Source organism: Pseudomonas fortuita (genome assembly GCF_026898135.2).
Taxonomy (GTDB): Bacteria; Pseudomonadota; Gammaproteobacteria; order Pseudomonadales; family Pseudomonadaceae; genus Aquipseudomonas; species Aquipseudomonas fortuita.
Genome location: NZ_CP114035.2, coordinates 4,965,438 through 4,990,868, shown reverse-complemented (window position 1 = coordinate 4,990,868; position 25,431 = coordinate 4,965,438). Strand labels below are relative to the sequence as shown.

Sequence of the window (25,431 nt, the reverse complement as noted above, 5' to 3'; positions counted from 1 at the left end):
GCGATCTGGCTGCGCAGCAGCCCCAGGGCTCTATCAGGCAGCCACTTCGCTGTGTGGCTCAAAGCTGTCGGCCCGGGCCAGTTGCCACATGCGTGAATAGAACTGCCCGTTCACCTCGCCGGTCAGCAACTCGCCCGGTTTCAAGAACACATGCATCTGCGAGAACAACTTGATCTCGGTGGCCGAGACGCGCCGCACCAGGTGCTTGGCTTCCAGCTGCGCCGGGTGGTCCAGGCCCGCCGCCGCGAGCATTTCGGCCAGGGCACGCAAGGTGTTGTGGTGGAAGTTCAGCACCCGTTGGGCCTTGTCCGGCACCACCAGAGCGCGCTGGCGCAGTGGGTCTTGCGTGGCCACGCCGGTGGGGCACTTGTTGGTGTGGCAGCTCTGCGACTGGATGCAGCCAATGGCGAACATGAAGCCACGCGCCGAGTTGGCCCAGTCAGCACCAATGGCCAGCACGCTGGCGATGTCGAAGGCGCTGACGATCTTGCCGCTGGCCCCGAGCTTGATCTTGTCACGCAGGTTCAGGCCAACCAGCGTGTTGTGCACGAACAGCAGGCCTTCGCGCAGCGGCACACCGATATGGTCGGTGAACTCTACCGGTGCGGCGCCGGTGCCGCCTTCCTTGCCATCGACGACGATGAAGTCGGGCAGGATGCCGGTTTCCAGCATGGCCTTGGCGATGCCCATGAACTCCCACGGGTGGCCCAGGCAGAATTTGAAGCCGACTGGTTTGCCGCCGGACAGCTCACGCAGCTGGGCAATGAACTGCATCATCTCGATCGGCGTGGAGAAAGCGCTGTGGCGCGACGGCGAGATGCAGTCTTCGCCCATCAGCACGCCTCGGGTCTCGGCAATCTCTTGGGTTACCTTGTGTTTGGGCAGGATGCCGCCGTGGCCGGGCTTGGCGCCCTGGCTCATCTTGATTTCGATCATGCGCACCTGCGGGCTGCGCGCCTGGGCGGCGAAGCGTTCGGGGTCGAAACGCCCGTCCGGCGTGCGGCAACCGAAGTAGCCGCTGCCCAGTTCCCAGACCAGGTCGCCGCCATGCTCGCGGTGATAAGGGCTGATACTGCCTTCGCCGGTGTCATGGTGGAAGTTGCCCAGCTTGGCGCCCTGGTTGAGGGCGCGGATGGCATTGGCGCTGAGCGAGCCGAAGCTCATGGCCGAAATGTTGAAGATCGAGGCCGAGTACGGCTGGCTGCACTGCGGCCCGCCGACGATGACGCGGAAGCTGCTTGGGTCGGCCAGCGGCGCCGGGCGCATGGAGTGGCCGATGAACTCGAAACCAGACTCGTATACGTCTATCAGGGTGCCGAACGGTTTGTCCGAGGCTTCGTTCTTGGCCCGGGCGTACACCAACGAGCGCTGAGCGCGGGAGAATGGCAGGGCGTCGCTGTCGGACTCCAGCAAGTACTGGCGGATTTCCGGGCGAATGGCCTCGACCAGATAGCGGATGTTGCCCAGGATCGGGTAGTTGCGGCGTACGGCATGGCGTTGCTGCAGCAGGTCGAACAAGCCGATCAGGCTGAGGATGCCCGTGGTCAGGGTGAACGGCCACAACCATTCGTGGTGGGTGAAGGGCAAGCTCGCCAGGGTGAACAGCACACAGGCTGCGAAGAAGGCATAGCGACTGAGGAGTGACAGGCTCATACAGGGTCCTTGCGATGGCGCGGTCAGGCTCAGGGCCTGGGGGCAAACCCCGACCATAGCCAAGTTGCAGGGCCCTGCAAATTAAAATCGGGGTAGCGAAAATCATTCTCGTCAAGTTATGTACTGGCTGTACCGGCCCTATCGCCGGCAAGCCAGCTCCTACAGGTCATCACCAGCTTCGAGCGAAGTGACATCTTTGTGGGAGCTGGCTTGCCGGCGATAGGGCCGGTACAGCCGCTAACGCTCAGTGCTTGTCACGCAGCAGTTTCTGCCGCCAGATTTCCTGCTCTTGTGCGGGCGCCTCGACCAGATACGAGTAACGCCCGGCCACCCGTACCGCCACCGGTACCCCGTCGCGATACAACAAGCGGTTACCACTCACCGCTGGCACTTTCGCCCCGGGCAGCAACGAGCCGGTCAGGTTCAGCGGGTCATTGCCACTCACTACCAGCAACGTCCCGTCCGGGTCGCGGCGGCGCACCTGCCGCAGCAACCCCACCGCCTCCGGCAAGGCGAACTGTTCACCCGCCAGCCCGGCAATGAAGCGCCCACCACGGATCTCGCCACGCGCCTCCAGCCGGTGATAGCAGCGCAGCAGTTCACGCCAGGGCGGCAGTACATCACTCTCGCGCTCCAGCAGCCGCCAGCAGATCACGCCATAGCGGCGCAGCAGGGTGCGGGCGATGTACTCCAGGCGCTGGTCTTGATCCGGTGGCGTAGCGCTGCGGCGCAGCAGTGCCCAGCGCCCGGCATGCGCCATGCTGCTGGAAAGCGGCGGGTGGCCACGGCGGCTGTTACGCGAGCTGCGCTTGGCTGCAGGGGTGATCAGGCTGCGTAAGCCGGTGAAACTGTCCGCACCGACCAGGCCCGAACCCACCAGCTCCTGCAGCGCAGTTTCCAGTTCGCTGGGCAGCAGACGTGCCTCATGCGCCAGTTCATCGAAGAACAGCGCCCCCTCGGTTTTAAGCGCTTCGTGCACACGTTGCGCACGCAGGCCAAGGGCATCCACCGTTGGGGCGGGCGCCAGGCTGCGCCATGTGTTCAGCTGGTCGCGCGGCAGCAGCACCAGTGGGGTACTTGATAGGGTGCTGCTCGCCAAAGTTGCCGCCAGCCGGCTCCAGGCAAACTGGCCGCTGCGGCAGGCATCGTCGAGCCAGTGGGGGCTGTAGTCCTTGATGCGCGAAGGCAGCAGTTCCGCCTCCCACGCCCCGGCGGCGCTGGGAAACCCCTGCAACTGGCCCAGCACTTCGGCCAGCGCCTGCGGACCACGCAAGCGCTCGTCAGGTGCCAAGTGCTGCCAGTCGAACAGAAAGCGCATGAAGTCCTGGAGGCTGACCGGTTCGATCTCCCGGCGCAGGCGTTTCACGGTGTAGCGATGAATGCGCGCCAGCAAATGGCGTTCGCACCACTGCAGGTCGGTTGCACCAGGGCTGAAATGCCCGCGCAGCACATAGCCTTCAGCTTCCAGGCGGGCCAGTGCCTGCTCGACGGCTGGCAACGGCTTGCCAAGCGGTGCGGCTATCTGTGGCGCGGTGCTGGGGCCATGGCCACTCAGACGGGCACGTAACAGTTCAGTCAGGGCAAGGTCCGGCTCGGGGGCCTGATCGAACCCAGGCAGCATCTGCAAGGCAGGTTCCAGCACAGCGTCCGGATACACGCTCTGCAGCAGGCCCAGTCGCTCACGCGCCAACCACAGCTTTTCGTCCGCCAGGCGCAAGGCCCGACCATTTTTGGCCAGTTGCCTGAGCAACAGGTCCCAGCTGGCATTGCCCTGCACTTCAGCTTGGCTGATGGCGCCCAGGCCCATCAGCGCTTCGTGCATTTCGTCTGCATTGCCTGGCTGTGGCCAGGCTTCTGCCGCGACGGCGGCGATGGCATCAGCGTCCAGCGCGCCCAGGTCGTCGCCACTGTGCACTTCGCTCCAGCGTCGGTTGAGTACTGCCTGGGTGCGCCGTTCTTCCAGCGGGGCATCGTCCAGAAAAGCGTACGGCCTGGCATTGAGAATGGCAGAGGCCAGTGGCGAAGGCGCGGGCAGGTCACGGCACAACAGACGTACCGCCCCGCTTTCCATGCGTCGCAACAGGGCCAGCCAACCTTCGCTGTCCATCGCCTCATGCAGGCAGTCGTCCAGGGTTTGTTCGACCAGCGGGTGGTCGGGTATCTGCCGCTCGCCGGCAATGTTTTCCAGGCAGGCGATCTGGTCTGGGAACACGGCGGCCACCAAGTCTTCGCTCTTCATGCGCTGGATCTGTGGCGCGACCTTGCGCCCGCCCACGAAGCGCGGGAGGGCCATTGCAACGCCGGCGTTCCAGCGCCAGCGTACGCCAAACAGCGGCGCATCCAGCACCGCCTGGACGAGGATCTGCTCGGCACTGCGGCTATTGAGGTAACGCCACACCTCGTCCAGCGCGAAACTGTGGCTGGTCGACAGCGACAGCACGATGGCATCTTCGCTGGCGGCAGCCTGCAGCTCGAAATTGAAGGTGCGGCAGAAGCGTTTGCGCAGGGCCAGGCCCCACGCGCGGTTGATGCGGCTGCCGTAGGGCGAATGGATGATCAGCTGGGTCCCGCCGGACTCATCGAAAAAGCGCTCCATCACCAGCGTGTCCTGCGAGGGCAGGGCGCCAAGCACCTCGCGGGTGCGGGCCAGGTAGTCGAGCAACTGGCTGGCGCTGTCTTCGTCCAGTTCGAAGGTAGCCTGCAACCATGCCAGTACCTCGACCATGTCGCCGTCAGCCTGGGCCAGTTGCTGGTCGACCCGTGCCTGCAGCCGCGCCACGGCGGCAGACAGCTCGTTGCTGCGCCCGGGCGCTTCACCCAGCCAGAACGGAATGGTCGGCGGCAGGCCATGGGCATCTTCCACCCGTACGCGGCCCGCCTCGACGCGCAGAATGCGATAGGAGGCGTTGCCCAGCTGGAAGATATCGCCGGCAATGCTCTCCACGGCAAAGTCTTCATTGACGCTGCCAATGTTCAGCGCCTGTGGTTCCAGCAGTACGGTGTAGTCGGCGTTGTCAGGGATGGTGCCGCCGCTGGTCAACGCCGTCAGTTGGCTGCCGCGACGGCCGCGCAAGGTGCCGCTGACCGCATCGCGGTGCAAATAGGCGCTGCGGATACCCTGGCGGCCGTTGTAGCCCTCGGCGAGCATGCTGAGCAGCGCCTGGTAGTGGCGCTGGTCGAGCTCGGTGTAGGGCGTGGCCTGGCGCAAGCAGTCGAACAGGGCTTGTTCGTGCCAGTCCTGGTTACTGGCTTCGGCCACGATCTGCTGGGCCAGCACGTCCAGCGGTGCCCGGGGTATGTGCAGCTCGTCCAGTTCGCCTTGGCGCACGCAGTCCAGCAGGGCCACGCATTCGATCAGGTCATCGCGTGAGGTGGCGAACAGGCGCCCCTTGGGCACGCCGTCCACCTGGTGGCCGGCGCGGCCAACCCGTTGCAGGAAGGCGGCAATCGAACCTGGCGAGGCGATCTGGCACACCAGGTCGATATCGCCGATATCAATGCCCAGCTCCAGCGAAGCGGTGGCGACCAGCACCTGCAAATGGCCGCGCTTGAGCCGCTGCTCTGCACCCAGGCGCAGCTCCTTGGACAGGCTGCCATGGTGCGCGGCGACCGCCTCCTTGCCCAGCCGGTCGCTGAGGTGACGGGTGATGCGCTCGGCAAGGCGCCGGGTGTTGACGAATACGAGCGTGGTGCGGTGTTCGCGGGCGAGGGTGGCCAAGCGGTCGTAGACCAGGCCCCAGACATCGTTGGCCATTACCGCGCCAAGTGGCACCGGCGGCACTTCGATGGCCAGATCGCGTTCGCGCGCATGGCCTACATCGACGATGGCGCAGGGGCGCCCGCTACCGACCAGAAACTGTGCCACCCGCTCGACCGGGCGTTGCGTGGCGGACAGGCCGATACGCCGCAGTGGCCGTTTGCACAAGGCTTGCAGGCGTTCGAGGGTAAGCGCCAGGTGGGCGCCACGCTTGTTGCCGGCCAATGCGTGAATTTCGTCGACGATTACCGTGTGCACGTTGGCCAGGCCTTCACGGCCCGAAGCCGAGCCCATCAACACGTACAGCGATTCGGGGGTTGTCACCAGAATGTGCGGGGCCAGCTTGCGCATGGCAGCACGTTCCTTTTGTGGCGTGTCGCCCGTGCGCACGGCTGTGGTGATGTGTGGGGCGTTCAGGCCCTGGTCTGTGAGGGCCAGGCTGATGCCTTCGAGCGGGGCCTGGAGGTTCAGGCGAATATCATTCGACAGGGCCTTCAGCGGTGAAACGTAGATCACCTGGGTTTGCGCGGGCAGCTCACCTTGGTGCTCCAGGCCTTCACGGAACAGCTCGTCGAGCACCGCCAGGAAAGCACTGAGGGTTTTGCCCGAACCGGTCGGCGCGGCCAGTAACATCGACTGGCCCGCATGGATCAGCGGCCAGGCCTGTGCCTGGGCTTCAGTGACCGTGGCGAAATGGCGACGGAACCAGGTGCGCACGGCAGGGTGGAACAGCGCGAGCACCGGGTGGTGTTTGGCGGGCAGGTTCATGTGTTGGTTATGGAGTGTATGCGGCGGGTTGGCAAGGGGCCGTTCGTCGCGGATGCTATGTTGCCTGCGCTGGCCCTATCGCCGGCAAGCGCAGGCGATACCTTCTTTGATTTCTTGAGTGAGCTGATCCATGCCGAACATAATCCGCATCGCCGCCGCCCTGCTGATCGACCCTCAGGGCCGAACCCTGCTGGTGCGCAAGCGCGGCACCGGGGCTTTCATGCAGCCAGGCGGCAAGATCGATGCCGGTGAAACGCCGGTGCAGGCACTGGTGCGCGAGTTGAACGAGGAGCTGGGCTTGCACATCGACCCGGCCCAGGCCGTGCACCTGGGCCAGTTCAGTGCCCCAGCCGCCAACGAGCCTGGCTTCGAAGTGCAGGCCGAGTTGTTTCGTGTCGACAGCGCCGCAGCCGTGGTCCCGGCTGCGGAGATCGAAGAGGTTGTCTGGCTGGCCGCTGACCAGGCGCCCGTCATGCCACTGGCGCCGCTGACCCGCGACCTGATCCTGCCGCTGTACCGCCAGGCGCTCAACGCACCGCGCTGACCCCATCGAGGGTGGCGAACGAGGTGTCTTTGGCGGTCAGCAAAAAGTCGCGCATGTAAGGCGCATCGAGCATGTCGGTGCGCACGGCCGCATAAAGGGTGGCGAACAGGCCTTTCTCACCCAGGCGTTTGCCCTTCACATAGCCGCGCGAGCTGTACTCGTGCAGTGCCCAGTGCGGCATGCCGCATACCCCGCGGCCGCTGGCTACCAGCTGCATCATCATTACCGTCAGCTCCGAGGTGCGTACGGCGGCCGGCTCGATGTCGGCCGGCTCCAGGAAGCGGGTGAAGATGTCCAGGCGGTCGCGCTCCACCGGGTAGGTGATCAGCGTCTGGTCGAGCAGATCTTGCGGCACCATGTAAGGCTTGCTGGCCAGCGGGTGCTGGTTGGCCACCGCCAGCATTGCCTCATAGGTGAACAGTGGCACATACGTGATGCCTGCCAGGTCCACCGGGTCGGAGGTCACCACCAGGTCCAGGTCGCCGCGGGCCAGGGCCGGCAATGGGGCGAAGGCAAAGCCGGAGGCCAGGTCCAGCTCCACCTCCGGCCAGGCGTCGCGGAACTGGTCGATGGTTGGCATCAGCCACTGGAAGCAGCTATGGCATTCGATGGCCATGTGCAGGCGCCCGGCAGTGCCGCCGGCCAGGCGCGCGATGTCGCGCTCGGCGCCGCGCAGCAGCGGCAGGGTGGCATCGGCCAGTTGCAGCAGGCGAAGCCCGGCACTGGTGAAGCGGATCGGCTTGGTCTTGCGCACGAACAGGGGCAGGCCCAGGCGTTCTTCCAGTTCCTTGAACTGGTGCGATAGCGCCGACTGGGTCAGGTGCAGGCGCTCGGCGGCCTCCACCAGGCTGTCGGCTTCGCGCAGGGCATGAAGGGTTTTCAGGTGGCGGATCTCCAGCACTGCTGACTCCGGGGTTGAAATTTAAAGAAACAGGGGGTGAGTTGAGTTTCCCTCATGTTGGCGCGGCTGTCGACTGGGCATTTGGATGCACCGCCTGGCGGGAGTCATGAAACTGTCACCGAACTGTGGCAGCGCGATCGAACAGAATTCATCAGACTCGCGCTCTACTGGGGATCTGCATTCTGGTGTTTCTTTCATGCGGGCTTTTTGGCTTTTTCTTTTCTTCATGTTCAGCGTACCGGCGAGTTTCGCCGAACAGCATTGTGACGCCCATGTGCCGGTGCAGCGTGCCGAGCTGGGCGCCGTCAGCCTGGTGTACCAGAGCGTCGGGGCGCAGCGTGACCCGGCCTTGCTGCTGGTGATGGGCCTGGGCGGGCAGCTGATTCATTGGCCGGACGATGTGGTCGAGGCCCTGTGCCGCCAAGGCTTTCGGGTGATCCGCTATGACAACCGCGATGTCGGCCTGTCACGCTGGAACCAGGTGCCACCGTCGGCCAACCTGACGGTCGAGCTGTTGCGCTACAAGCTGGGCCTGCCGGTGGCGGCGCCCTATACGCTGACGGATATGGCCGATGACGGCTTGCGCCTGATGGACGCATTGGGTGTACGCCAGTTTCATGTCTTGGGCGTGAGCATGGGCGGCATGATCGCCCAGCATCTGGCAGCCATGGCCCCCGAGCGCGTGCGCAGCCTGACATTGGTCATGTCCAGTTCAGGGGCAGCGGGGCTGCCTGCGCCGGCCCCGGCGCTGGTGCAACTGCTGGCCCGGCGTAGCGCGCCGAACCGCGAAGTGGCCATCGAGCAGCAGGCCGACCTGCTGGCGGCTTTAGGCAGCCCCGAGGTGCGGGACGACCGCGCGGTATTGCTGCGCCAGGCGGCGGTCGCCTATGACCGGGCGTTCAACCCGGACGGGGCCAAGCGCCAGATCATGGCGATACTGGCTGAGCCCAGCCGCGTCGAGCTTTTGAACCAGCTTCGTGTGCCGACGCTGGTGGTGCATGGCACGGCCGACCCGTTGTTGCCGGTGATGCACGGCGTGCACCTGGCGGCGCATATCCAGGGCAGCCAGTTGCGCCTGATACCTGGGTTGGCGCACCGCTTTCAGGAGCCGTTCAAGGCGCCGCTGCTGGGGGCGGTATTGCCTTATTTGCAGGCGCACAGGCAAGAGGTCACGCACATCGCCGGGCTCTGACTCCGCGAAGCAGCCAGCGCGCATTTTGATCAGTGCATCCGCACCCACAAGGTCACCAGCACGGTCGCGGCCATCAGCCACGCTACCGTGGCCAGGGCCATCGACGTCTCCAGGCGCAGGCGGTCGACCAGCACATACAGGGTTGCCAGGTACACGAAATAGGGAATGATCGACCACATGCCGAACAGGATGGTGGCCTTCAAGTCGGCAATGCTGCGCCCCTTGCCAACGATGTAGTGGGCAATCAGGGCAAAGGTGGGAAACAGCGGCACCAGCCCTGCGATGTAGTAGTTGCGCGTTTTCGACAGCACCGCCAGCAGCAGCACCACGCCAGCACCGAGCGCAGCTTTGAATACCAGGTCCACGTTTTCTTTCCAGTTTGGGTTGAGGTCAGCCGAGGCCGTACTTTTTCACTTTGTCGAACAGCGTGGTCTTGGCCATGCCCAGCTCCTGGCTGGCCTGGCTCAGGTTGCCGCCCGTGCGTTGCAATGCATCGCTGAGCAGGTTGCGCTCGAACGCTTCCACTGCCTCGGCAAAGCCCAGGCCCTGGCTGGCACCGCCGCTGGGGCCCTTTTTGAACGCCGGCAGGCCCAGGGCATAGCGTTCGGCCACGTTGCGCAACTCGCGCACGTTGCCCGGCCAGTCGTGGGCCATCAGGCGTGACAGGATCTGGCTGTCCAGCATCGGTGCTTCACGGTCGAAGCGCAGGGCTGACTGCTGGAGGAAGTGTTCGAACAACTGCGTGATGTCTTCACGGCGCTCGCGCAGGGGAGGCAGCTCCAGGGTTACCACGTTCAGCCGGTAGTACAGGTCGCTGCGGAACTGGCCGCTCTGGCCCATGCTATCGAGGTCGGCCTTGGTCGCTGCAATCACCCGGCAGTCCACCGGGATGCTCTGGTTCGAGCCCAGCCGCTCCAGCGTGCGTTCCTGCAGTACGCGCAGCAGCTTGATCTGCAGGTTGATCGGCATGCTTTCCACTTCATCGAGGAACAGCGTGCCTCCGTTGGCGTGTTCGATCTTGCCGATACGGCGTTTGCCGGCGCCAGTGAAGGCGTTGGCCTCGTGGCCGAAAATCTCGCTCTCGAACAGGTTTTCCGGCAGGCCGCCACAGTTCAGCGCTACAAAGGGCTGGCCCTGGCGCCGGCTGAAATCGTGCAGGCAGCGGGCGACCAGCTCCTTGCCGGTTCCGGTCTCGCCTTCGATCAGCACGTTGGCCGAGGTATCGGCGACGTTGGCGATCAGTTCGCGCAAGTGTTCCATGGCCGGCGAACGACCAATGATGCGCCCCTCCAGGCTGCTCTGCTCGGCCAGTTGACGGCGCAGGGCCACCACCTCGCGTGACAGCCCGCGATGTTCGAGGGCGCGGCGCACCACGTCGACCAGGCGTTCGGGGGAGAACGGTTTTTCCATGAAGTCGTAGGCGCCATTGCGCATGGCGCCGACCGCCATGTCGATGTCACCGTGACCGGTAATCAACACCACCGGCAGGCTGCGGTCGCGGGCCTTCAGGCGGTTGAGCAGTTCCAGGCCATCGATGCCCGGCAGGCGGATATCGCTGACGACGATGCCGGCGAAATCGTCGCCGATGCGTTCCAGCGCTTGCTCGGCGCTGCCCACGCCCTCGCAGGCGATGTCCTCCAGGGCCAGTGCCTGCTGGCAGCCGAGCAGCACATGCGGGTCGTCTTCAACGATCAGGACGGTAAGTGGCGCTTGGTTCATGGTTGCTCTGCCGGTTCGCTAGGAGGGGTGACCAGGGGCAGGGCCAGGACGAAGGCCGTGCCGCCAGTGGCGGGGTGCTCGACATTGAGGCTGCCCTTGGCGGCGGCGGCAAGGCTCGCCGACAGGGTCAGACCCAGGCCCAGGCCATGTTCGCCCGGTTTGGTGGTGAAGAAAGGTTCGAACAGGTGCTTGCGCGCCTCAGCGTCGATGCCGTGGCCATTGTCGCGCACCTGCAAGCGGTACTTGTCACCCTGCAGCTCGCCTTCCAGCCACAGCTCGGGCAACGGTTGTGCGGCCATGGCATCGAGGGCGTTGCCGATCAGGTTGACCAGAATCTGCTCCAGGCGGGTCTGGTCGATGGCCAGTTGCTGGTCCTCGAACTGGTGATGCAACTGCAAATGGCAGGCGCTGATGCGGTTGGCCAACACCTGCAAGGTGGCCTCTACCGCCTTGGCCAGTGAGGCCTGGCCGCTGTCGTCACTGCGCCGGGCGAACGAGCGCAGGCTGGCGGTGATGCGCCCCATGCGGTCGATCAGGTCGTTCATGGTACGCAGGTTGGTACTGGCCGTTTCCAGCGCCCCGCGTTCGAGGAAGCGCACGGTGTTGCCAGACAACGTGCGCAGCGCGGCCAGCGGCTGGTTCAGTTCATGGGCAATGCTGGTGGACATCTGCCCGATGGCGGCCAGCTTGCCAGCCTGCACCAGCTCATCCTGGGCGTGGCGCAGGGTCTGCTCGGCATGCCTGCGCTCGCGAATCTGGCCTTTCAGGCGTTCGTTGCTGGCGCGCAGGTCTGCCGTGCGTTCGGCAATGCGTCGCTCCAGCTGGTTGTTGGCTGCCTCAAGTGCTTCGCGGGCCGCCAGGCGGGTGGCAATGACCTTGCGCCGCTCGTTCCAGGCGATGCCGAGTATGGCCAGCAAGGCAAAGGCTACGCCCACCAGGACGCCCTGCACCATGGATTCGCGGCGCAGGTCCTGCAGCGGGGTCAGCAGGGTGAAGTGCCAGGGTGTATCGGCCAGGCGCCGGGTCTGGGCCAGGTAGGCGACTTCGTGCTGCTTGCCGTGCGCGGTTTCACTGTTGGCCGGAAAGGTCAGCTTTTCCACGCCATCGGCCAGGGTTTCCCGGGCCAGTGGCTGCAGTTCGTTGAGCGGCCACCAGTAGTATTGCAGGCTGCGCGCCAGGCGCTCCTTGATTTGCGGGGTCAGCGGGCGCACCGACTTCAGGCGTCGGGCCGGGTCACTGGAGAGGATGATGATGCCGTTCTCGTCGCTGACGAATGCCTCCAGGCGGGCACGCTGCCAGCGCTCCTCGAGCGTATCCAGACGCACCTTGATCACCGCCACGCCAATGATCTTGCCGTGTTCTTCAAGCCCATGGGCCAGGTAATAGCCGGCTTCGCCCGTGGTACTGCCGATGCCGTAGAAACGCCCGGGTTCGCCGCGCACAGCCGTCTGAAAGTAGGCGCGGAACGACAGGTCTTCACCGAGAAACGAGTCGGCGTCGCGCCAGTTGCTGGTGGCCTGTACCCGGCCATTGGTGTCGAGGACGAAGATGGCGCGGCTGCGGCTGCGCCGATTTAGCCCCTCAAGGTATTCATTGACCGTTTGGCGCGAGCCGCCGTCCGGCTCGGTGAGCAGGTGTGAAACGCTGTCTTCCAGCTCGAGCAGGCTGGGCAGGTAGGTATATTTGCTGATTTCGCTTTCGACCGTACGCGCGTGCAGCTCCAGCTGGCGCTCGCCGTTTTCGCTGAGGGTGCGGATGCCGTTGCTCTCGCTGATCAGGTAGCCAGCCATTCCCAGGCCGACCATCAGCAGAATGATCAGTGGCGGTAACAGCAATTGTCGGATCAGGCGGGAATTCACGGCAGGCTTGGCAGGGAGCAGTAGCGAGGGGTCGCATTTCATCACAGTGGCCTTGTCACGACCAGCATCCGCTGCCCGGTGGGTCCCGTGGCAGCGGATGCAGTGGCCGGATTAGTGCTGCAGGATCTTGCTGAGGAAGTGCTGGGTGCGCTGGTCGCGGGCACTCTGATCGCCGAAGAACTCTTCCTTGGTGCAGTCTTCGATGATGCTGCCCTTGTCCATGAAGATGACCCGGTTGGCGACCTTGCGGGCAAAGCCCATCTCGTGGGTCACGCACATCATGGTCATGCCTTCGTGGGCCAGTTGCACCATCACGTCCAGCACCTCGCTGACCATTTCCGGGTCCAGTGCCGAGGTGGGTTCGTCGAACAGCATGACGACCGGGTCCATTGCCAAGGCGCGGGCGATGGCCACGCGTTGCTGCTGCCCGCCGGAGAGTTGGCCGGGGTGCTTCTTGGCGTGGGCGCTGAGCCCTACACGGTCGAGCAGGGCCAGGCCCTTTTGGGTGGCTTCTGCCTCGCTGCGGCCCAGCACCTTGCGCTGCGCAATGGTCAGGTTCTCGGTGATGGTCAGGTGCGGGAACAGTTCGAAGTGCTGGAACACCATGCCCACCCGCGAACGCAGCTTCGGCAGGTTGGTCTTCGGGTCGGAGATCGACGTGCCGTCGACCACGATGTCGCCCTTCTGGAACGGCTCCAGCGCGTTGACGCACTTGATCAGGGTGGACTTGCCCGAGCCCGACGGGCCGCAGACTACCACCACCTCACCTTTCTTGACCTCGGTGCTGCAATCGGTCAGTACCTGGAAGTCGCCGTACCACTTGTTGACGTTCTTGATGGAAATCATACGGTGATCCTTTTTTGCAGGCGCTTGACCAGCCACGAAGCGGAGAAGCTGATGATGAAGTAGACGACGCCGGCGAAGATCAGGAACTCATGGGAGCGCCCGATGATATCGCCGTTGGAACGTGCCGAGTTGAGGAAGTCCACCAGGCCCACGGTGTATACCAGCGAGGTGTCCTGGAAGAGGATGATGCTCTGTTGCAGCAGCAACGGGGTCATCTTGCGGAAGGCCTGGGGCAGGATGATCAGGCGCATGGTCTGCGCGTAGTTCATGCCCAGCGCTTGCGCGGCGCCCATCTGGCCTTTGGAAATCGACTGCACGCCGGCACGCACGATCTCGCAGAAGTACGCCGCCTCGAACATCATGAAGGCTACCACGCAAGAGGTGAACGCACCCACTGGCGTGTCTTCGCCGGTAATCCACCGCAGCACGAACGGCACCGCCAGGTAGAACCAGGTGATCACCAGCAGCAGCGGGATCGAGCGGAAGTAGTTGACGTAGGCACCTGCCACACGTGACAGCAGCTTGCTCGACGACAGGCGCATCAGCGCCAGGATGGTGCCCAGTGCGATACCGCCGACAACGCCCATGACCATCAGCTGCAGGGTCATGACCATACCTTCCCAGAGGGCTGGCAGGGCCGGGATGATTTCGCTGAAATCCATGTCCATTTACTTGCCTCCCACGGAAATCAGGCCAGGCACGGCGACTTTCTTCTCGACCATGCGCATCAGCAGCATCAGGCCCATGTTCAGGGTGAAGTAGATCAGCGTGGCCAGGGTGAACGCCTCGAACAGGTTGGCGGAGAACTCGGCGGTCTGCTTGGTTTGCGCCAGCAGTTCCATCAGGCCGATCAGCGATGCCACCGAGGAGTTCTTGAAGACGTTGAGGAACTCGGAGGTGAGCGGCGGAATGATGATCCGGTAAGCCTGCGGCAGCAGCACATTGTTGTAGATCTGCGGGAGGCTGAAGCCCATGGCGCGTGCGGCGGCTTCCTGGCCTTTGGGCAGCGCCTGGATACCGGTACGTACCTGTTCACAGACGCGGGCGGCGGTGAACAGGCCCAGGCAGACGACCACGCTGATCAGCGCCGAGGTAGTCGGGTTGAGGTCCTGCTTGAACCATTCCTGCAAGCCTTCCGGCAGCAGGTCCGGCACCAGGAAGTACCAGATGAACAGCTGCACCAGCAGTGGCACGTTGCGGAACAGTTCCACATAGGCGGTAGCGATGCCCGATACCAGACGGTTCGGCACGGTACGCATGACACCGAGGAGTGACCCCAGCAGCAGCGCAATGATCCAGGCGGTGATGGCGATGGCGATGGTCCAGCCCAGGCCGGTGATGTACCAGTCCAGATAGGTTTCGCTGCCCACGCCGGTGGACTTGAAGAACACGCCCCAGTCCCAGTTGTAATTCATCGGGATTTCCCCTCAGACGGTTGTTTCACGGGCACCTTCGAGCATCCGGGGGCGCTTGGCGCCCTCGGATGAAAGGTTAGACACTAATGAGTGGCCTGCAGAATTGATTCGTGCTGTTGAGCACCAGGCCACTATCTGAGGATCAGGACTTCTTCTCGTCCGCAGCCTTGTCGGTCGGCTCGGCGATCAGCTTTTTCAGCTCGTCGCTCATCGGGAACTGCAGGTTCAGGCCTTTAGGCGGGATCGGCTGATTGAACCACTTGTCGTAGCTCTTGTTGACTTCGCCCGATTTGAAGTAGCCCACGATGGCGTCGTCGACCGCTTTCTTGAACGCCTCATCTTCCTTGCGCACCATGCAGCCGTAAATTTCGTACGACTGCGGGGTACCGGTGATGACCCAGTCGGATGGCTTGCGTGCCTTGGCCATTTCACCGGCCAGCAGCGCATCGTCCATCATGAAGGCCACGGCGCGGCCGCTTTCGAGCATGTTGAAGGCTTCACCGTGGTCCTTGGCGGAAATCACGTTCATCTTCATTTGCTTGTCGGCGTTCATCGCCTTGAGGATGCGCTCGGAGGTGGTACCGGCGGTGGTCACCACGTTCTTGCCGGCCAGGTCCGGGAAGTCTTTGTATGCAGGTTGACCGTCCTTGACCTTGGTCAACAGGCGGGTACCGACTTCGAAGATGCCGACCGAGAAGCCGACTTGTTGCTGGCGCTCGACGTTGTTGGTGGTGGAGCCGCACTCAAGGTCGACGGTGCCGTTCTGCACCAGCGGGATGCGGGTCTGGGAGGTGACCAGGTTGTAACGGACCTTGATGTCCGTACCCAGTTGCTTCTTCAGGGCGTCGACGACAGCCAGCTGGATGTCATGCGAGTAGCCCACGGGCTCGGGTTTGCCGGCCAGGTAGGAAAACGGGATGGAGGAGTCGCGGTGGCCCAGGGTGATGGTGCCCGATTCCTTGATCTTCTTCAGGGTGCCAGTCAGTTCTTCGGCCATGGCCGGCGAAGCGATCACAGCGGCCGCGATGGCGGCGCCCAGCAATTGACGAACGATACGCATCAAATTTTCCTCGACGTGTTTGTTTTTTTTATGGAGCCGTTGGCGGACTCTTTCGTTCAACGAATACAGCAAGAAGCGAGTGCATTCGGCTACCAAGTGTAGAGCATGAGTCGTGCCAAGCCCTGCCAATGATCATAACCCCGCGCAAAGCCTGGGCATGAACCCTGTATGAAGGTTTTTGAGCATTCTTCTGTTGTCGGATTACCGAACGAGTGGCGGTATCGCGTTCGGCTATCCGAACGAATGCCGGCGCTCTGACCGCGGTGCGCCAGCATTAAGTAACACCCGCCACTTAAGGCGAGCTGTTGAGCTTGCAGCTTCATCTTGTGGAGCTCCTGCCGTGTCCGTGATCCCGATACCTTCTGATTCCGTCGACGCCTTCATTGCCCGCCAGATGGCGGATTGGTTGAAAACGGCCGATGCCGACCTTCTGTTGACCTTGCACCGGGCGCTGCGCACTCAGCAGGCAGCAGCCGAACGTGTAAAGGAAACGCTGGCCAGCATACCCAGCCTGGAGGCCTTTGCCACACAGGTGCTCGAGCCGGCATTGCGCGCCGAGGGGCTGGCCGACGTCGATGTGCGCAGCATGCGGGTGTACATCGAGGATGATGTGCCGATGCCCAGCGCTGCGCCACGCCTGCATACGCCTTGGCGCACGCTCTACAGCGTGCAACCTTTACTCACGGCCGCGCTGCACAACTTCCACGAAGCCGATACCGTGCCGTCATTCATGCGGCGTGCCCACCTGCAGGACGCGCAGGGGAGCAAGCTGGCGCTGACCTATGAGGCGTTTGCCCGCTGCTGCCGGAAACTCGATATCGGTGGGCAGTACCAGCAAAAGTTGCGCGCCCAGCTGTTCCCGAAAAGCCGGCCGCCAGCGCCTGAAAACCTGGCCCGGGAAGCGGTGCAGCGCATGCTTGAAGAGAGCTTGCGGGCGAAGATGGATGTTGCGGTGCGCATGGCCCGCATCAAGTCCGAGCTGGACGAGGTCGACTACCTGCGCTTGTTGCCTGTGTTCGCCGCCAAACCTGTCGTGCCTGCGGTCACTGGCGTTGTCACACCGCGTCAGTTGTACCTGCTGGGCAAGCGTATCCATGGGGTGGTCACGCTGGAGTTGCGCGAACACGCTGACGGGCCGCTGGAAGGCATCGTCAGCTGGATCCCCCTGGACCCGCAGCGAGCGGTGGCCAAGCACGCTTCCTGGGAGGCTTTTTACCTGTGGCTGGCCAAGCGCATGCGCGCGCCCCACTACCGCTGGTTTTTCAGTCGCTTCATCAGCGAACGGGACAGGCCGACCTTCACGGCAACCCTTGAGCGCTTGATCGCGGCGAGCAGTGCGCAGGCACCCGCGGTTCTGGATGGACGGCATTTCGCCATCGAGACACCGCTTTTTGCCTACCTGCGTGGCTTGCAGGTAGACAAGATGCTCGATGATGCAAGAATCCTGGCGGTGCCGACCGCTGACGAGGCCGCTATCGAGCGCCATGAGCGGCTGGAGGTCCTCAAGAGTGCAGGGCTCGATACACTGAATCTGGCGGCACTGTTCATTCCGGTACTGGGCGAGGTGATGTTCGCCGTGGCAGCGGTGGATGTGGTCAGCGAGGTGTACAAAGGCTATGAGGACTGGCGCCTCGGCGACCGTCAGGGGGCGCTCGATCACCTCATGGGCGTGGCGCAGAACCTGGCGGCCGGCGCCGTGGTGGGCGCTGTGCATGTGGGCGTAAGCCGTGTGCTCGAACGTGTGCCCTTTGTCGATGCGTTGAGGCCCCTACACGAGGGCGAGGGCCGGGCCAGGCTGGCGCACTGGCCGCCTTCTGCTCATTATCTGGAGGGTGGTGGTGCGCTGATGCGCAGGTTTGACGGCGCCCTGGCGCAAATCCCTGACCAACAGGCTGAAACGCTCCTGCGTATCACCGGCCTGGATCACGAGCAGTTGCGCCATTTGCACCTGCAAGGTGAGCCCGGCCCTGCGCGCCTGCGCGATGCCCATGAACGCTACGAGCTCCATGCGTCTGAGCCTCATCTGCAGGGGCGCGCATTCGAACGAGAGCTGGCCGCCGGGCAAGATAAGGCATCGGTTGCGGGGGCTTCGCTGATCAAGGTCTTCCCCGGCTTGTCGGTGCGTGGCGTCGAAGAGATCCTTGCCTTGGCCAGTGGGGCACAGATCAAGGCCTTGCTGGACAGTGGCCGGGTGCCGCTGGTCTTGGCCGAGCGTGCCCGCTGGTTCTTGCGCGAGAGCCGGGTGGACCGTGCGTTGATGGGATTCGAGCACGAAGGAGCGGTAAATGCCGATACCCAGCGTGTGATACTGGGATGGATTGCTCATCGGGCCCCTTGGCCGGCTTCGATGCGTATCGAGTTGCGCCTGGGTGAGGCGGGGGGGCGTCTGGTAACCGCCAGCGGGGACGTCAACGCAACTGATATCAGAACCATCATCCACACCGAACAGGGTTATCAATTGGCCGATGCCCACGCCCCGGTACTGGGCCAGGGCCTTCTGCCATGCCTGATCCACACGCTGGACGCGGGGCAGCAGGCCATGCTTGGCGCAAGCCAGCTCACGGCGCATGAACTCGGCGACCGGATTGCGCGTCTGGCCAGTGCGGATCGGGAAAGAACGGCGAAGTTGATGGGGCTGACGCCTATTGCAGAACGCTATCGTCCGCCGCTGCGAATCGACAGCCGCGTCGGTTATGCACTCAGTGGAGGGGGCGAAAGCAGCCGGCGGGCAATCCGTAGCGGCATCCATGACATTTTCCCGACCTTGACTGACGCACAGCTGGACGCTTATCTGCGCAATCTTGCGGACCGCGGGGTGGGCCTGTGGGACCACCTCAGCCAGCTTCAGCGGCAGCTGCACAGTTTGCGCGAGGCGCTGGACACCTGGCAACGCCAGCGCGTGAGCTTCATGGACGGCCTGCGCAGGCAACGTGTGGCCAACCAGATACGGCGGACCTGGCGGCGCAAGACCGCTGGCCTCGCCGGTGACGATTTTTCACTGCATATCGACGGCGAAGAAGTGGGCAGCCTGCCGAGCTTGCCGGCGGACATCGACTTTGGCCATGTTCGGCGCCTGACGTTGCGCAATATGGCCCTTGAGCAGATCGAAGAGGATTTTCTGCGCAGGTTCACTCACCTTCGCGAACTCGACTTGCGCAACAACCAGTTGACCCGTTTGCCGGTTGGCCTGGAGCAGTTTACCGGCCTGCGCAGCCTGCATCTGGCGGGTAACCAGATCATCGTCGATACCCCAGGCAGCCAAAGGCTGGCCAGCCTCACGTCACTCCAGGTGCTCGACCTGAACTACAACCCGTTGGGTCAGGTGCCTGACCTTTCAAGCTTGCGCCACTTGCGTGAGGTATCGCTGCGCGCAACCGGGCTGCAAACCTTGCCCGATGAAGCTGCGATGCCGTGGCGTGGCCTGGTGGACATGCGGGAAAACCAGATCCGCCAGGTCACCGGGCATCTGCGCACACTGGGCGCCCGTCTGCAACGCCTGTCGTTGCATGACAACCCTCTGGACGAAGCGAGCGAGGCGTCGATTGCCAGTAGCCTCAGCGATTCGCCGGTCAACCGCAGCAGCTCCTATCATCATGCCGTTGCCGATGTCGGCACGTTTGAGGAATGGCTGGGAAGTGCAAGCGAGGCGGTACGCACCCGGCGCATGCAGATCTGGACCCAGCTGGCCGAGGAGCCGCAGTCGGCAGACCTGTTTCGTTTTCTGGCAGATTTCGCCGGCTCTGACGACTTCATCGAACACCCGCGCTATTACCGAGCAAGGGTATGGCGGATTCTGGAGCTGTGTACCGACAACACCGACGTACGCGAAGCCGTGTTCTGGCAGACCCAAGGGCGCCGGACCTGTGAGGACCGGCTGCTGCTGATTCTCAGTCAGCTGGAAGTCAGGGCCCACATTGCCCTGAGTTCGCCCGGTAACGGTTCTGCCATCCAGGCCGAACAGGCATTGCTGCCCCTGGGGCGTTCCCTGTATCGCCTGGATCAGGTGGACAGCATCGCCGCCCGGCATATTCAGGAGCTGCGCCGTGACCCTTACGCTGCCGTGGATGATATCGAGGTTTACCTCGCCTACCGCGTCAACCTGGCTGAGCGGCTTGGGCTGCCAGCGCAACCTGGGCACATGAATTACCCCGAACACAGCCGTGTGACGGCAACCCAGGTACGGCGTGCGGGCGCTGAAGTGCTGGCGGGAGAGAACATCGAGGTGCTCAGCCGCGCACTGGCGGAGCGCGATTTCTGGCAAGAGCATGTGCGTACCCGTTACCTGGAGCGCTTCGAAGCGCTGGCTGCTCCCTTTCATGAACAGTTGGAGCAGGCCGAGCGCGAGGTCGCAGAAGCGGGCGAGCAGCGCTATCTGGAGCGCGCCGCTGCGTTGATGGAGTCGCTCAATGCCCAAGAGCGCGAACTGTACCTGGAATTGGCCCGTGAGGCGTACCAGCGGGAAGCCTAAGGGGAGGGGGCGACCGGCTGGCGGTCGCCCGGGCGGTTCAGGCGGCGTTGCTGCGGGCGTCGCCTTGAGCCAGGTAATCGGCCAGTGCCCGCTGCTCGCTGGGGCTGGTGAACAGGCCAAGTTTGCTGCGCCGCCACAGGATGTCCTGGGCGGTGACGGCCCACTCGGTCGCACGCAGGTAGTCGACTTCGCGGGTGAACAAGCCACCCCCCATGGCCTGGCCCAGGTCTTCCGGGCCCTGTGCGCCGTCCAGCAGTTGCCAGGTGCGGCTGCCATAGGTCACCGCCCAGCGTTTGGCGATGTCCACTGCCAGCCATTGATGCCGTGCCAGCAGCGCTTCGACCAATGCCTGGGGCGTGCTCATGTCTTCACCGCCGGGCAATGGTGCGTCGGCAGTCCAGCTTTTGCCCATCTGGCTGAAGAACGGCTTGAGTTCGCTCATGGCCGACTCCGCCAGCTTGCGATAGGTGGTCAGCTTGCCGCCAAACACCGACAGCAATGGCGCCTCGCCAGACGCTGCGCTAAGCGCGAGGGTGTAGTCACGTGTGACGGCAGACGGGTTGTCGGATTCATCGTTGCACAGCGGGCGCACGCCGGAGTAGGTGTGCAGGATATCACCGTGGCTGAGTTGATGATTGAAGTGCGCGTTGACCACTTTCAACAGGTAGTCGGTTTCCTGTTCGGTGATCGCCACCTTGGCAGGGTCGCCGCTGTACTCGCGGTCAGTGGTGCCTATCAGGGTGAACCGGTCCAGGTAAGGGATACAGAAGACAATGCGCTGGTCTTCGTTCTGCAGGATGAAGGCATGTTCCCCTTCGTACAGGCGCGGCACGATGATGTGGCTGCCCTGAATCAGGCGGATGCCGTACGGCGCATCGAGCTTGAGGTCGTCCTTGATGAAACTGGCGACCCATGGGCCGGCGGCGTTGACCAGGGCGCGAGCACGAATGCTCTGCAGGGTGCCATCGGCATGCTGCAATTCGACCTGCCATACGCCGTCTACGCGCTCTGCGCGCAGGCAGCGGGTGCGGGTATGGATGTGCGCGCCATGCTCACGGGCGGCCATGGCATTGAGCACCACCAGCCGCGCGTCGTCCACTGCACAGTCGGCGTATTCGAAGCCGCGGGTGATCGCCGGCTTGAGCGGGTAACCCGGGCCAAAGCGCAGGCTGCGCGAGGCCCCCAGGCGCTTGCGTTTGCCCAGGTGGTCATACAGGAACAGGCCGGCGCGAATCATCCAGGCCGGGCGCAGGTGTGGGCGATGTGGCAGAACGAAACGCATCGGTTTGACGATGTGCGGTGCCTTGGCCAGCAGCACTTCGCGTTCAGCCAAGGCTTCGCGCACAAGGCGGAACTCGTAGTGCTCCAAGTAGCGCAAGCCACCGTGAATCAGCTTGCTGCTGGCCGACGAGGTGTGCTGCGCCAGATCGTCCTTTTCGCAAAGGAACACCTTCAAGCCGCGCCCGGCGGCGTCGGCAGCGATGCCCACGCCATTGATGCCACCGCCGATCACGGCGAGGTCATAGCAGTCAGCGAGTGGTGGCTGGGACGAAACGGGCTGGGACACGGGCAAGGCCTCCTGAGGCTGTTCACATCGAATATGAACATTGATGTTCGTTTCCGAAAATACTAGCGCAACAGAAAGCCCGTCGCCAGTCAGTCTTTATAGAAAAAACTGATTGGATGACAATAAAGTGAACATTTTCGAAAATTTCGGCTGTATGGTTTGAGGTTGGCGGGTGCATGCCGGAATAGTTGTGGCGCCTGTGAGATCGAGCGCCGCCCGCGCGGCGCACGATCTCACAGGCACCAAAACTGTTGCGACAAGCACCCGTCAGCCCTCAAACCACCTCGAGGCGGATCTTGTACTGGTTCAGCAACTGAGTGAGGGTAGGGGTAGGCGCCTGGTCAGTCACCAGGCAGTCGACCAAGCTGATCGAGCCCAGACGCACCATGGCGTTGCGTCCGAATTTGCTGGAGTCCGCGGCAAGGATCACTTGCCGGGCATTGGCGATGATCGCCTGGGATACCCGCACTTCCTGGTAGTCGAAGTCGAGCAGGCTGCCGTCCTCGTCGATGCCGCTGATACCCACCAGGGCGAAATCCACCTTGAACTGGTTGATGAAGTCGACACTGGCCTGGCCGACCACACCGCCGTCGCGGCGCACCGTGCCACCCGCCACCAGCACTTCGAAATCGTCTTTGGCAGCCAGGATCGCCGCCACGTGCAAGTTGTTGGTGATGACCTTCAGGTGATTGTGGTTGAGCAGTGCGCGGGCGATGGATTCGGTGGTGGTGCCGATGTTGATGAACACCGAGGCATGGTCAGGAATCTGCCGGGCCACGGCGTCGGCGATACGCTGCTTTTCGTCGCGCATCTGGTCGGCACGCATGGCGTAGGCCGTGTTCTCGATACTGGAGTCATACGCCGCGCCACCGTGGTAACGGCGAAGCAGGTTGAGTTCGGCAAGCTGGTTGATATCACGACGGATGGTCTGGGGTGTCACGACGAACAGCTGCGCCATTTCTTCGATACTGACGTAACCGCGCTCGCGCACCAGTTCGAGGATTTGTTGTTGGCGGGGTGGCAGATTCATGGGCGGTCCTTTGGGGCAGCCGGACAAATTCTGCAATGATGCCGTAGGAAGGGGATGACGGCCAGTAGACGATGGGGGCCGCATGGCGGCCCCCATGTGCTTTACGCCTCGTGATCTTCCCAGTCACGGGTGCGTTCGACGGCCTTCTTCCAGCCGGCGTACAGCTTCTCTTTCTGCGTTTCATCCAGCTGCGGGCTGAACTCGCGCTCGATGATCGCCTTGTCGCGCAGTTCGTCCAGGCCGCTCCAGAAGCCGCAGGCCAGGCCGGCCAGGTAGGCAGCGCCCAAGGCCGTGGTTTCGCGCATTTGCGGGCGTTCTACGCACGTTCCGAGAATATCGGCCTGGAACTGCATGAGGAAGTTGTTGGCCACCGCGCCACCGTCCACACGCAGCTCGGACAGGCGCTGGCCGCAGTCCTGTTGCATGGCATCGAGCACATCGCGGGTCTGGTAGGCGATCGACTCCAGTGCAGCGCGGATGATGTGGTCCACCTTCACGCCGCGGGTCAGGCCGAACAGCGCACCACGGGCATAGGGGTCCCAGTACGGTGCACCCAGGCCAGTGAAGGCCGGCACCAGGTAGACGCCGTTGCTGTCCTTGACCTTGCTGGCGAAGTACTCGGTGTCCAGGGCGTCGTTGACGATCTTCAGCTCATCACGCAGCCACTGCACGGTGGAACCACCGTTGAACACCGCGCCTTCCAGCGCATAGGCCACCTCGCCGCGCGGGCCGCAGGCGATGGTGGTGAGCAGGCCGTGGGACGATTTGACCGCCTGTTCGCCGGTGTTCATCAGCAGGAAGCAGCCGGTGCCGTAGGTGTTCTTGGCCTGGCCCGGCTCCACGCACATCTGGCCGAACAGTGCCGACTGCTGGTCACCCGCAATGCCGGCAATGGCAATCCCGCTTTTGGTATGGCCATACACTTCGGAAGAAGAACGAACCTCGGGCAGCATCTGCCGCGGGATGCCGAGGATTTCCAGCAGCTTGTCGTCCCACTGCAGGCTATGGATGTTGAACATCAAGGTGCGCGAGGCATTGGTGTAGTCGGTGACGTGCACCTTGCCGCCCGAGAACTTCCAGATAAGCCAGGTATCGATGGTGCCGAACAACAGTTCGCCACGCTCGGCGCGTTCGCGGGCGCCCTCGACATTGTCGAGGATCCACTTCAGCTTGGTGCCGGAGAAGTATGGGTCGGTGACCAGGCCGGTGGTTTCGCGAATGTAGTCTTCATGGCCGTCGCGCTTGAGCTGGGCGCAGATCTCGGTGCTGCGGCGGCACTGCCAGACGATGGCGTTGTAAACCGGGCGGCCGGTTTCCTTGTCCCATACCACGGTGGTTTCGCGTTGGTTGGTGATGCCGATTGCGGCGACCTGGGCATGACTGATGCCTGCCTGTGCCAAGGCCTCGACCATGGTCGCGCTCTGCGTGGCGAAGATTTCCATCGGGTCGTGCTCGACCCAGCCCGCCTGCGGATAGTGCTGGGCGAACTCGCGCTGGGAGGTGCCCACCACATTGGCGTCGCGGTCGAAAATGATGGCACGCGAACTGGTGGTGCCCTGGTCCAGGGCGATGATGTAGTTCTTGTCCTGGGTGTCTGTCATGGTCGTAGGCCTTGCAAGAATAGGAGGTCAGGGCTGTGCGTGTTGCCGGCATCAATTGGCTTGAGTATCGCCCTGGCGATTGTCATTTGTCTCAGGGTTCGCGGCAGGTGCCATTGGCAAGTTGCGGGCAATCAGGCCGCGATAGGTCGCGGCACCCAGGCAGGCGCCAAGGATCGGTGCGAACACCGGAACCAGGAAATACGGTATGTCCCGACCGCCAGTGAAGGCGATTTCACCCCAACCGGCCAGGAAGGTCATGAGTTTTGGCCCGAAATCGCGGGCAGGGTTCATGGCAAAACCGGTCAGCGGGCCCATGGCGCTGCCGATCACCGCGATCAGCAGGCCGATCAGCAGCGGGGCCATGGCGCCACGTGGCAGGCCGTTGTTGTCGTCAGTCAGGGCCATGATCACGGCCATCAGGATAGCAGTGATCACTACTTCAACCAGGAACGCCTGGCCGGTGGACAGCGACGGGTGCGGGTAGGTGGAGAACACCGAGGCCAGCTCCAGGCTGGCTTCGCTACCGCGCAACATCGCATGGGCCTGTTCGAAATCGAAGAACAGATTGCTGTACAGGGTGTAGACCAGCGCCGCGCCACAGAACGCGCCGCATACCTGGGCCAGCATGTAGAAGGGCAGCTTGCGCTTGTCGAAACCGGCGAACAGGGTGAGGGCGATGCTCACCGCCGGGTTCAGGTGCGCGCCGGAAATGCCGGCCGTGAGATAGATCGCCATGCTTACGCCGACGCCCCAGATGATGCTGATCTCCCAAAGGCCGAAACTGGCGCCGGCGACCTTGAGCGCGGCAACACAGCCGGTGCCGAAGAAGATGAGCAGGGCAGTGCCGAGAAACTCGGCCAGGCATTGGCTGGACAGCGTGGGTTGGCGTAGAGCAGTCGTCATGTATGACCTCGTTTTTTTTGTTGTGAGGCGCGTGGCGCTCGACAGCAAAGCCCGGTGTCGATCCCCATTGACCCCGGGCAGATACAGGAAACGCACCTTAAAAGTGCGCCATTTGTTCAGATGCGAAAAAATATAGACAAGAAACGCT

The 25,431-nt window shown here is 63.4% G+C and carries 17 protein-coding genes; 3 read left to right on the top strand and 14 right to left on the bottom strand.

The window, feature by feature from the left end:
* Window positions 1-33: 33 nt before the first annotated feature.
* On the bottom strand, window positions 34-1,653 hold the full coding sequence (locus tag OZ911_RS22860; RefSeq protein ID WP_016488804.1) for an FMN-binding glutamate synthase family protein: 1,620 nt from the start codon (window positions 1,651-1,653) through the stop codon (window positions 34-36).
* Window positions 1,654-1,897: 244 nt separating this feature from the next.
* A complete protein-coding gene (locus OZ911_RS22855; RefSeq protein WP_070086883.1) occupies window positions 1,898-6,178 on the bottom strand; it encodes a DEAD/DEAH box helicase in 4,281 nt (1,426 codons plus the stop codon).
* Window positions 6,179-6,308: 130 nt separating this feature from the next.
* On the opposite strand from OZ911_RS22855, the gene OZ911_RS22850 reads away from it, so the two are divergent.
* A complete protein-coding gene (locus tag OZ911_RS22850) occupies window positions 6,309-6,722 on the top strand; it encodes an NUDIX hydrolase (protein WP_023047129.1) in 414 nt (137 codons plus the stop codon).
* Here the strand turns inward: OZ911_RS22850 and metR are convergent.
* On the bottom strand, window positions 6,706-7,623 hold the full coding sequence (metR, locus tag OZ911_RS22845; RefSeq protein WP_016488801.1) for a transcriptional regulator MetR: 918 nt from the start codon (window positions 7,621-7,623) through the stop codon (window positions 6,706-6,708). The genes OZ911_RS22850 and metR overlap by 17 nt on opposite strands.
* A gap of 196 nt (window positions 7,624-7,819) precedes the next feature.
* Between metR and OZ911_RS22840 the strand changes: the two genes are divergently transcribed.
* A complete protein-coding gene (locus OZ911_RS22840) occupies window positions 7,820-8,815 on the top strand; it encodes an alpha/beta fold hydrolase (RefSeq protein ID WP_016488800.1) in 996 nt (331 codons plus the stop codon).
* 29 nt (window positions 8,816-8,844) lie between these two features.
* Here OZ911_RS22840 and OZ911_RS22835 read toward each other — a convergent pair whose 3' ends face one another.
* The 7 genes from OZ911_RS22835 to OZ911_RS22805 form a co-directional block, all read right to left on the bottom strand.
* The gene (locus OZ911_RS22835) at window positions 8,845-9,180 is read right to left on the bottom strand and encodes a GlpM family protein (RefSeq protein WP_016488799.1); all 336 of its coding nucleotides are present in this window, start codon (window positions 9,178-9,180) and stop codon (window positions 8,845-8,847) included.
* 25 nt (window positions 9,181-9,205) lie between these two features.
* A complete protein-coding gene (aauR, locus tag OZ911_RS22830; protein WP_231995345.1) occupies window positions 9,206-10,483 on the bottom strand; it encodes a two-component response regulator AauR in 1,278 nt (425 codons plus the stop codon).
* A 47-nt stretch (window positions 10,484-10,530) separates the two neighbouring features.
* Complete coding sequence (aauS, locus tag OZ911_RS22825; protein WP_016488797.1) at window positions 10,531-12,435, bottom strand: two-component sensor histidine kinase AauS; 1,905 nt, start codon at window positions 12,433-12,435, stop codon at window positions 10,531-10,533.
* 69 nt (window positions 12,436-12,504) lie between these two features.
* Complete coding sequence (locus OZ911_RS22820; protein WP_016488796.1) at window positions 12,505-13,239, bottom strand: amino acid ABC transporter ATP-binding protein; 735 nt, start codon at window positions 13,237-13,239, stop codon at window positions 12,505-12,507.
* Window positions 13,236-13,907, bottom strand: coding sequence for an amino acid ABC transporter permease (locus OZ911_RS22815; protein ID WP_016488795.1), 672 nt, complete (start codon window positions 13,905-13,907; stop codon window positions 13,236-13,238). The genes OZ911_RS22820 and OZ911_RS22815 overlap by 4 nt, the downstream gene beginning before the upstream one ends.
* Window positions 13,908-14,654, bottom strand: coding sequence for an amino acid ABC transporter permease (locus OZ911_RS22810; RefSeq protein ID WP_016488794.1), 747 nt, complete (start codon window positions 14,652-14,654; stop codon window positions 13,908-13,910).
* 142 nt (window positions 14,655-14,796) lie between these two features.
* Window positions 14,797-15,714, bottom strand: coding sequence for a glutamate/aspartate ABC transporter substrate-binding protein (locus OZ911_RS22805; RefSeq protein WP_016488793.1), 918 nt, complete (start codon window positions 15,712-15,714; stop codon window positions 14,797-14,799).
* A gap of 340 nt (window positions 15,715-16,054) precedes the next feature.
* Between OZ911_RS22805 and OZ911_RS22800 the strand changes: the two genes are divergently transcribed.
* Window positions 16,055-20,182, top strand: coding sequence for an NEL-type E3 ubiquitin ligase domain-containing protein (locus OZ911_RS22800; RefSeq protein WP_070086454.1), 4,128 nt, complete (start codon window positions 16,055-16,057; stop codon window positions 20,180-20,182).
* A gap of 37 nt (window positions 20,183-20,219) precedes the next feature.
* Here the strand turns inward: OZ911_RS22800 and glpD are convergent, their stop codons facing one another.
* From glpD to OZ911_RS22780, 4 genes are all read right to left on the bottom strand, one after another.
* Window positions 20,220-21,749: a glycerol-3-phosphate dehydrogenase gene (glpD, locus tag OZ911_RS22795; protein WP_016488791.1), complete on the bottom strand. Its 1,530-nt coding sequence runs from the start codon at window positions 21,747-21,749 to the stop codon at window positions 20,220-20,222.
* Between the two features lie 274 nt (window positions 21,750-22,023).
* Window positions 22,024-22,779: a DNA-binding transcriptional repressor GlpR gene (gene glpR, locus OZ911_RS22790; RefSeq protein ID WP_016488790.1), complete on the bottom strand. Its 756-nt coding sequence runs from the start codon at window positions 22,777-22,779 to the stop codon at window positions 22,024-22,026.
* Window positions 22,780-22,880: 101 nt separating this feature from the next.
* A complete protein-coding gene (glpK, locus tag OZ911_RS22785; protein ID WP_016488789.1) occupies window positions 22,881-24,380 on the bottom strand; it encodes a glycerol kinase GlpK in 1,500 nt (499 codons plus the stop codon).
* A 51-nt stretch (window positions 24,381-24,431) separates the two neighbouring features.
* Window positions 24,432-25,283 (bottom strand): MIP/aquaporin family protein, encoded by an 852-nt coding sequence (locus tag OZ911_RS22780; protein WP_016488788.1) that lies wholly within the window; start codon window positions 25,281-25,283, stop codon window positions 24,432-24,434.
* Between the last annotated feature and the right edge of the window lie 148 nt (window positions 25,284-25,431).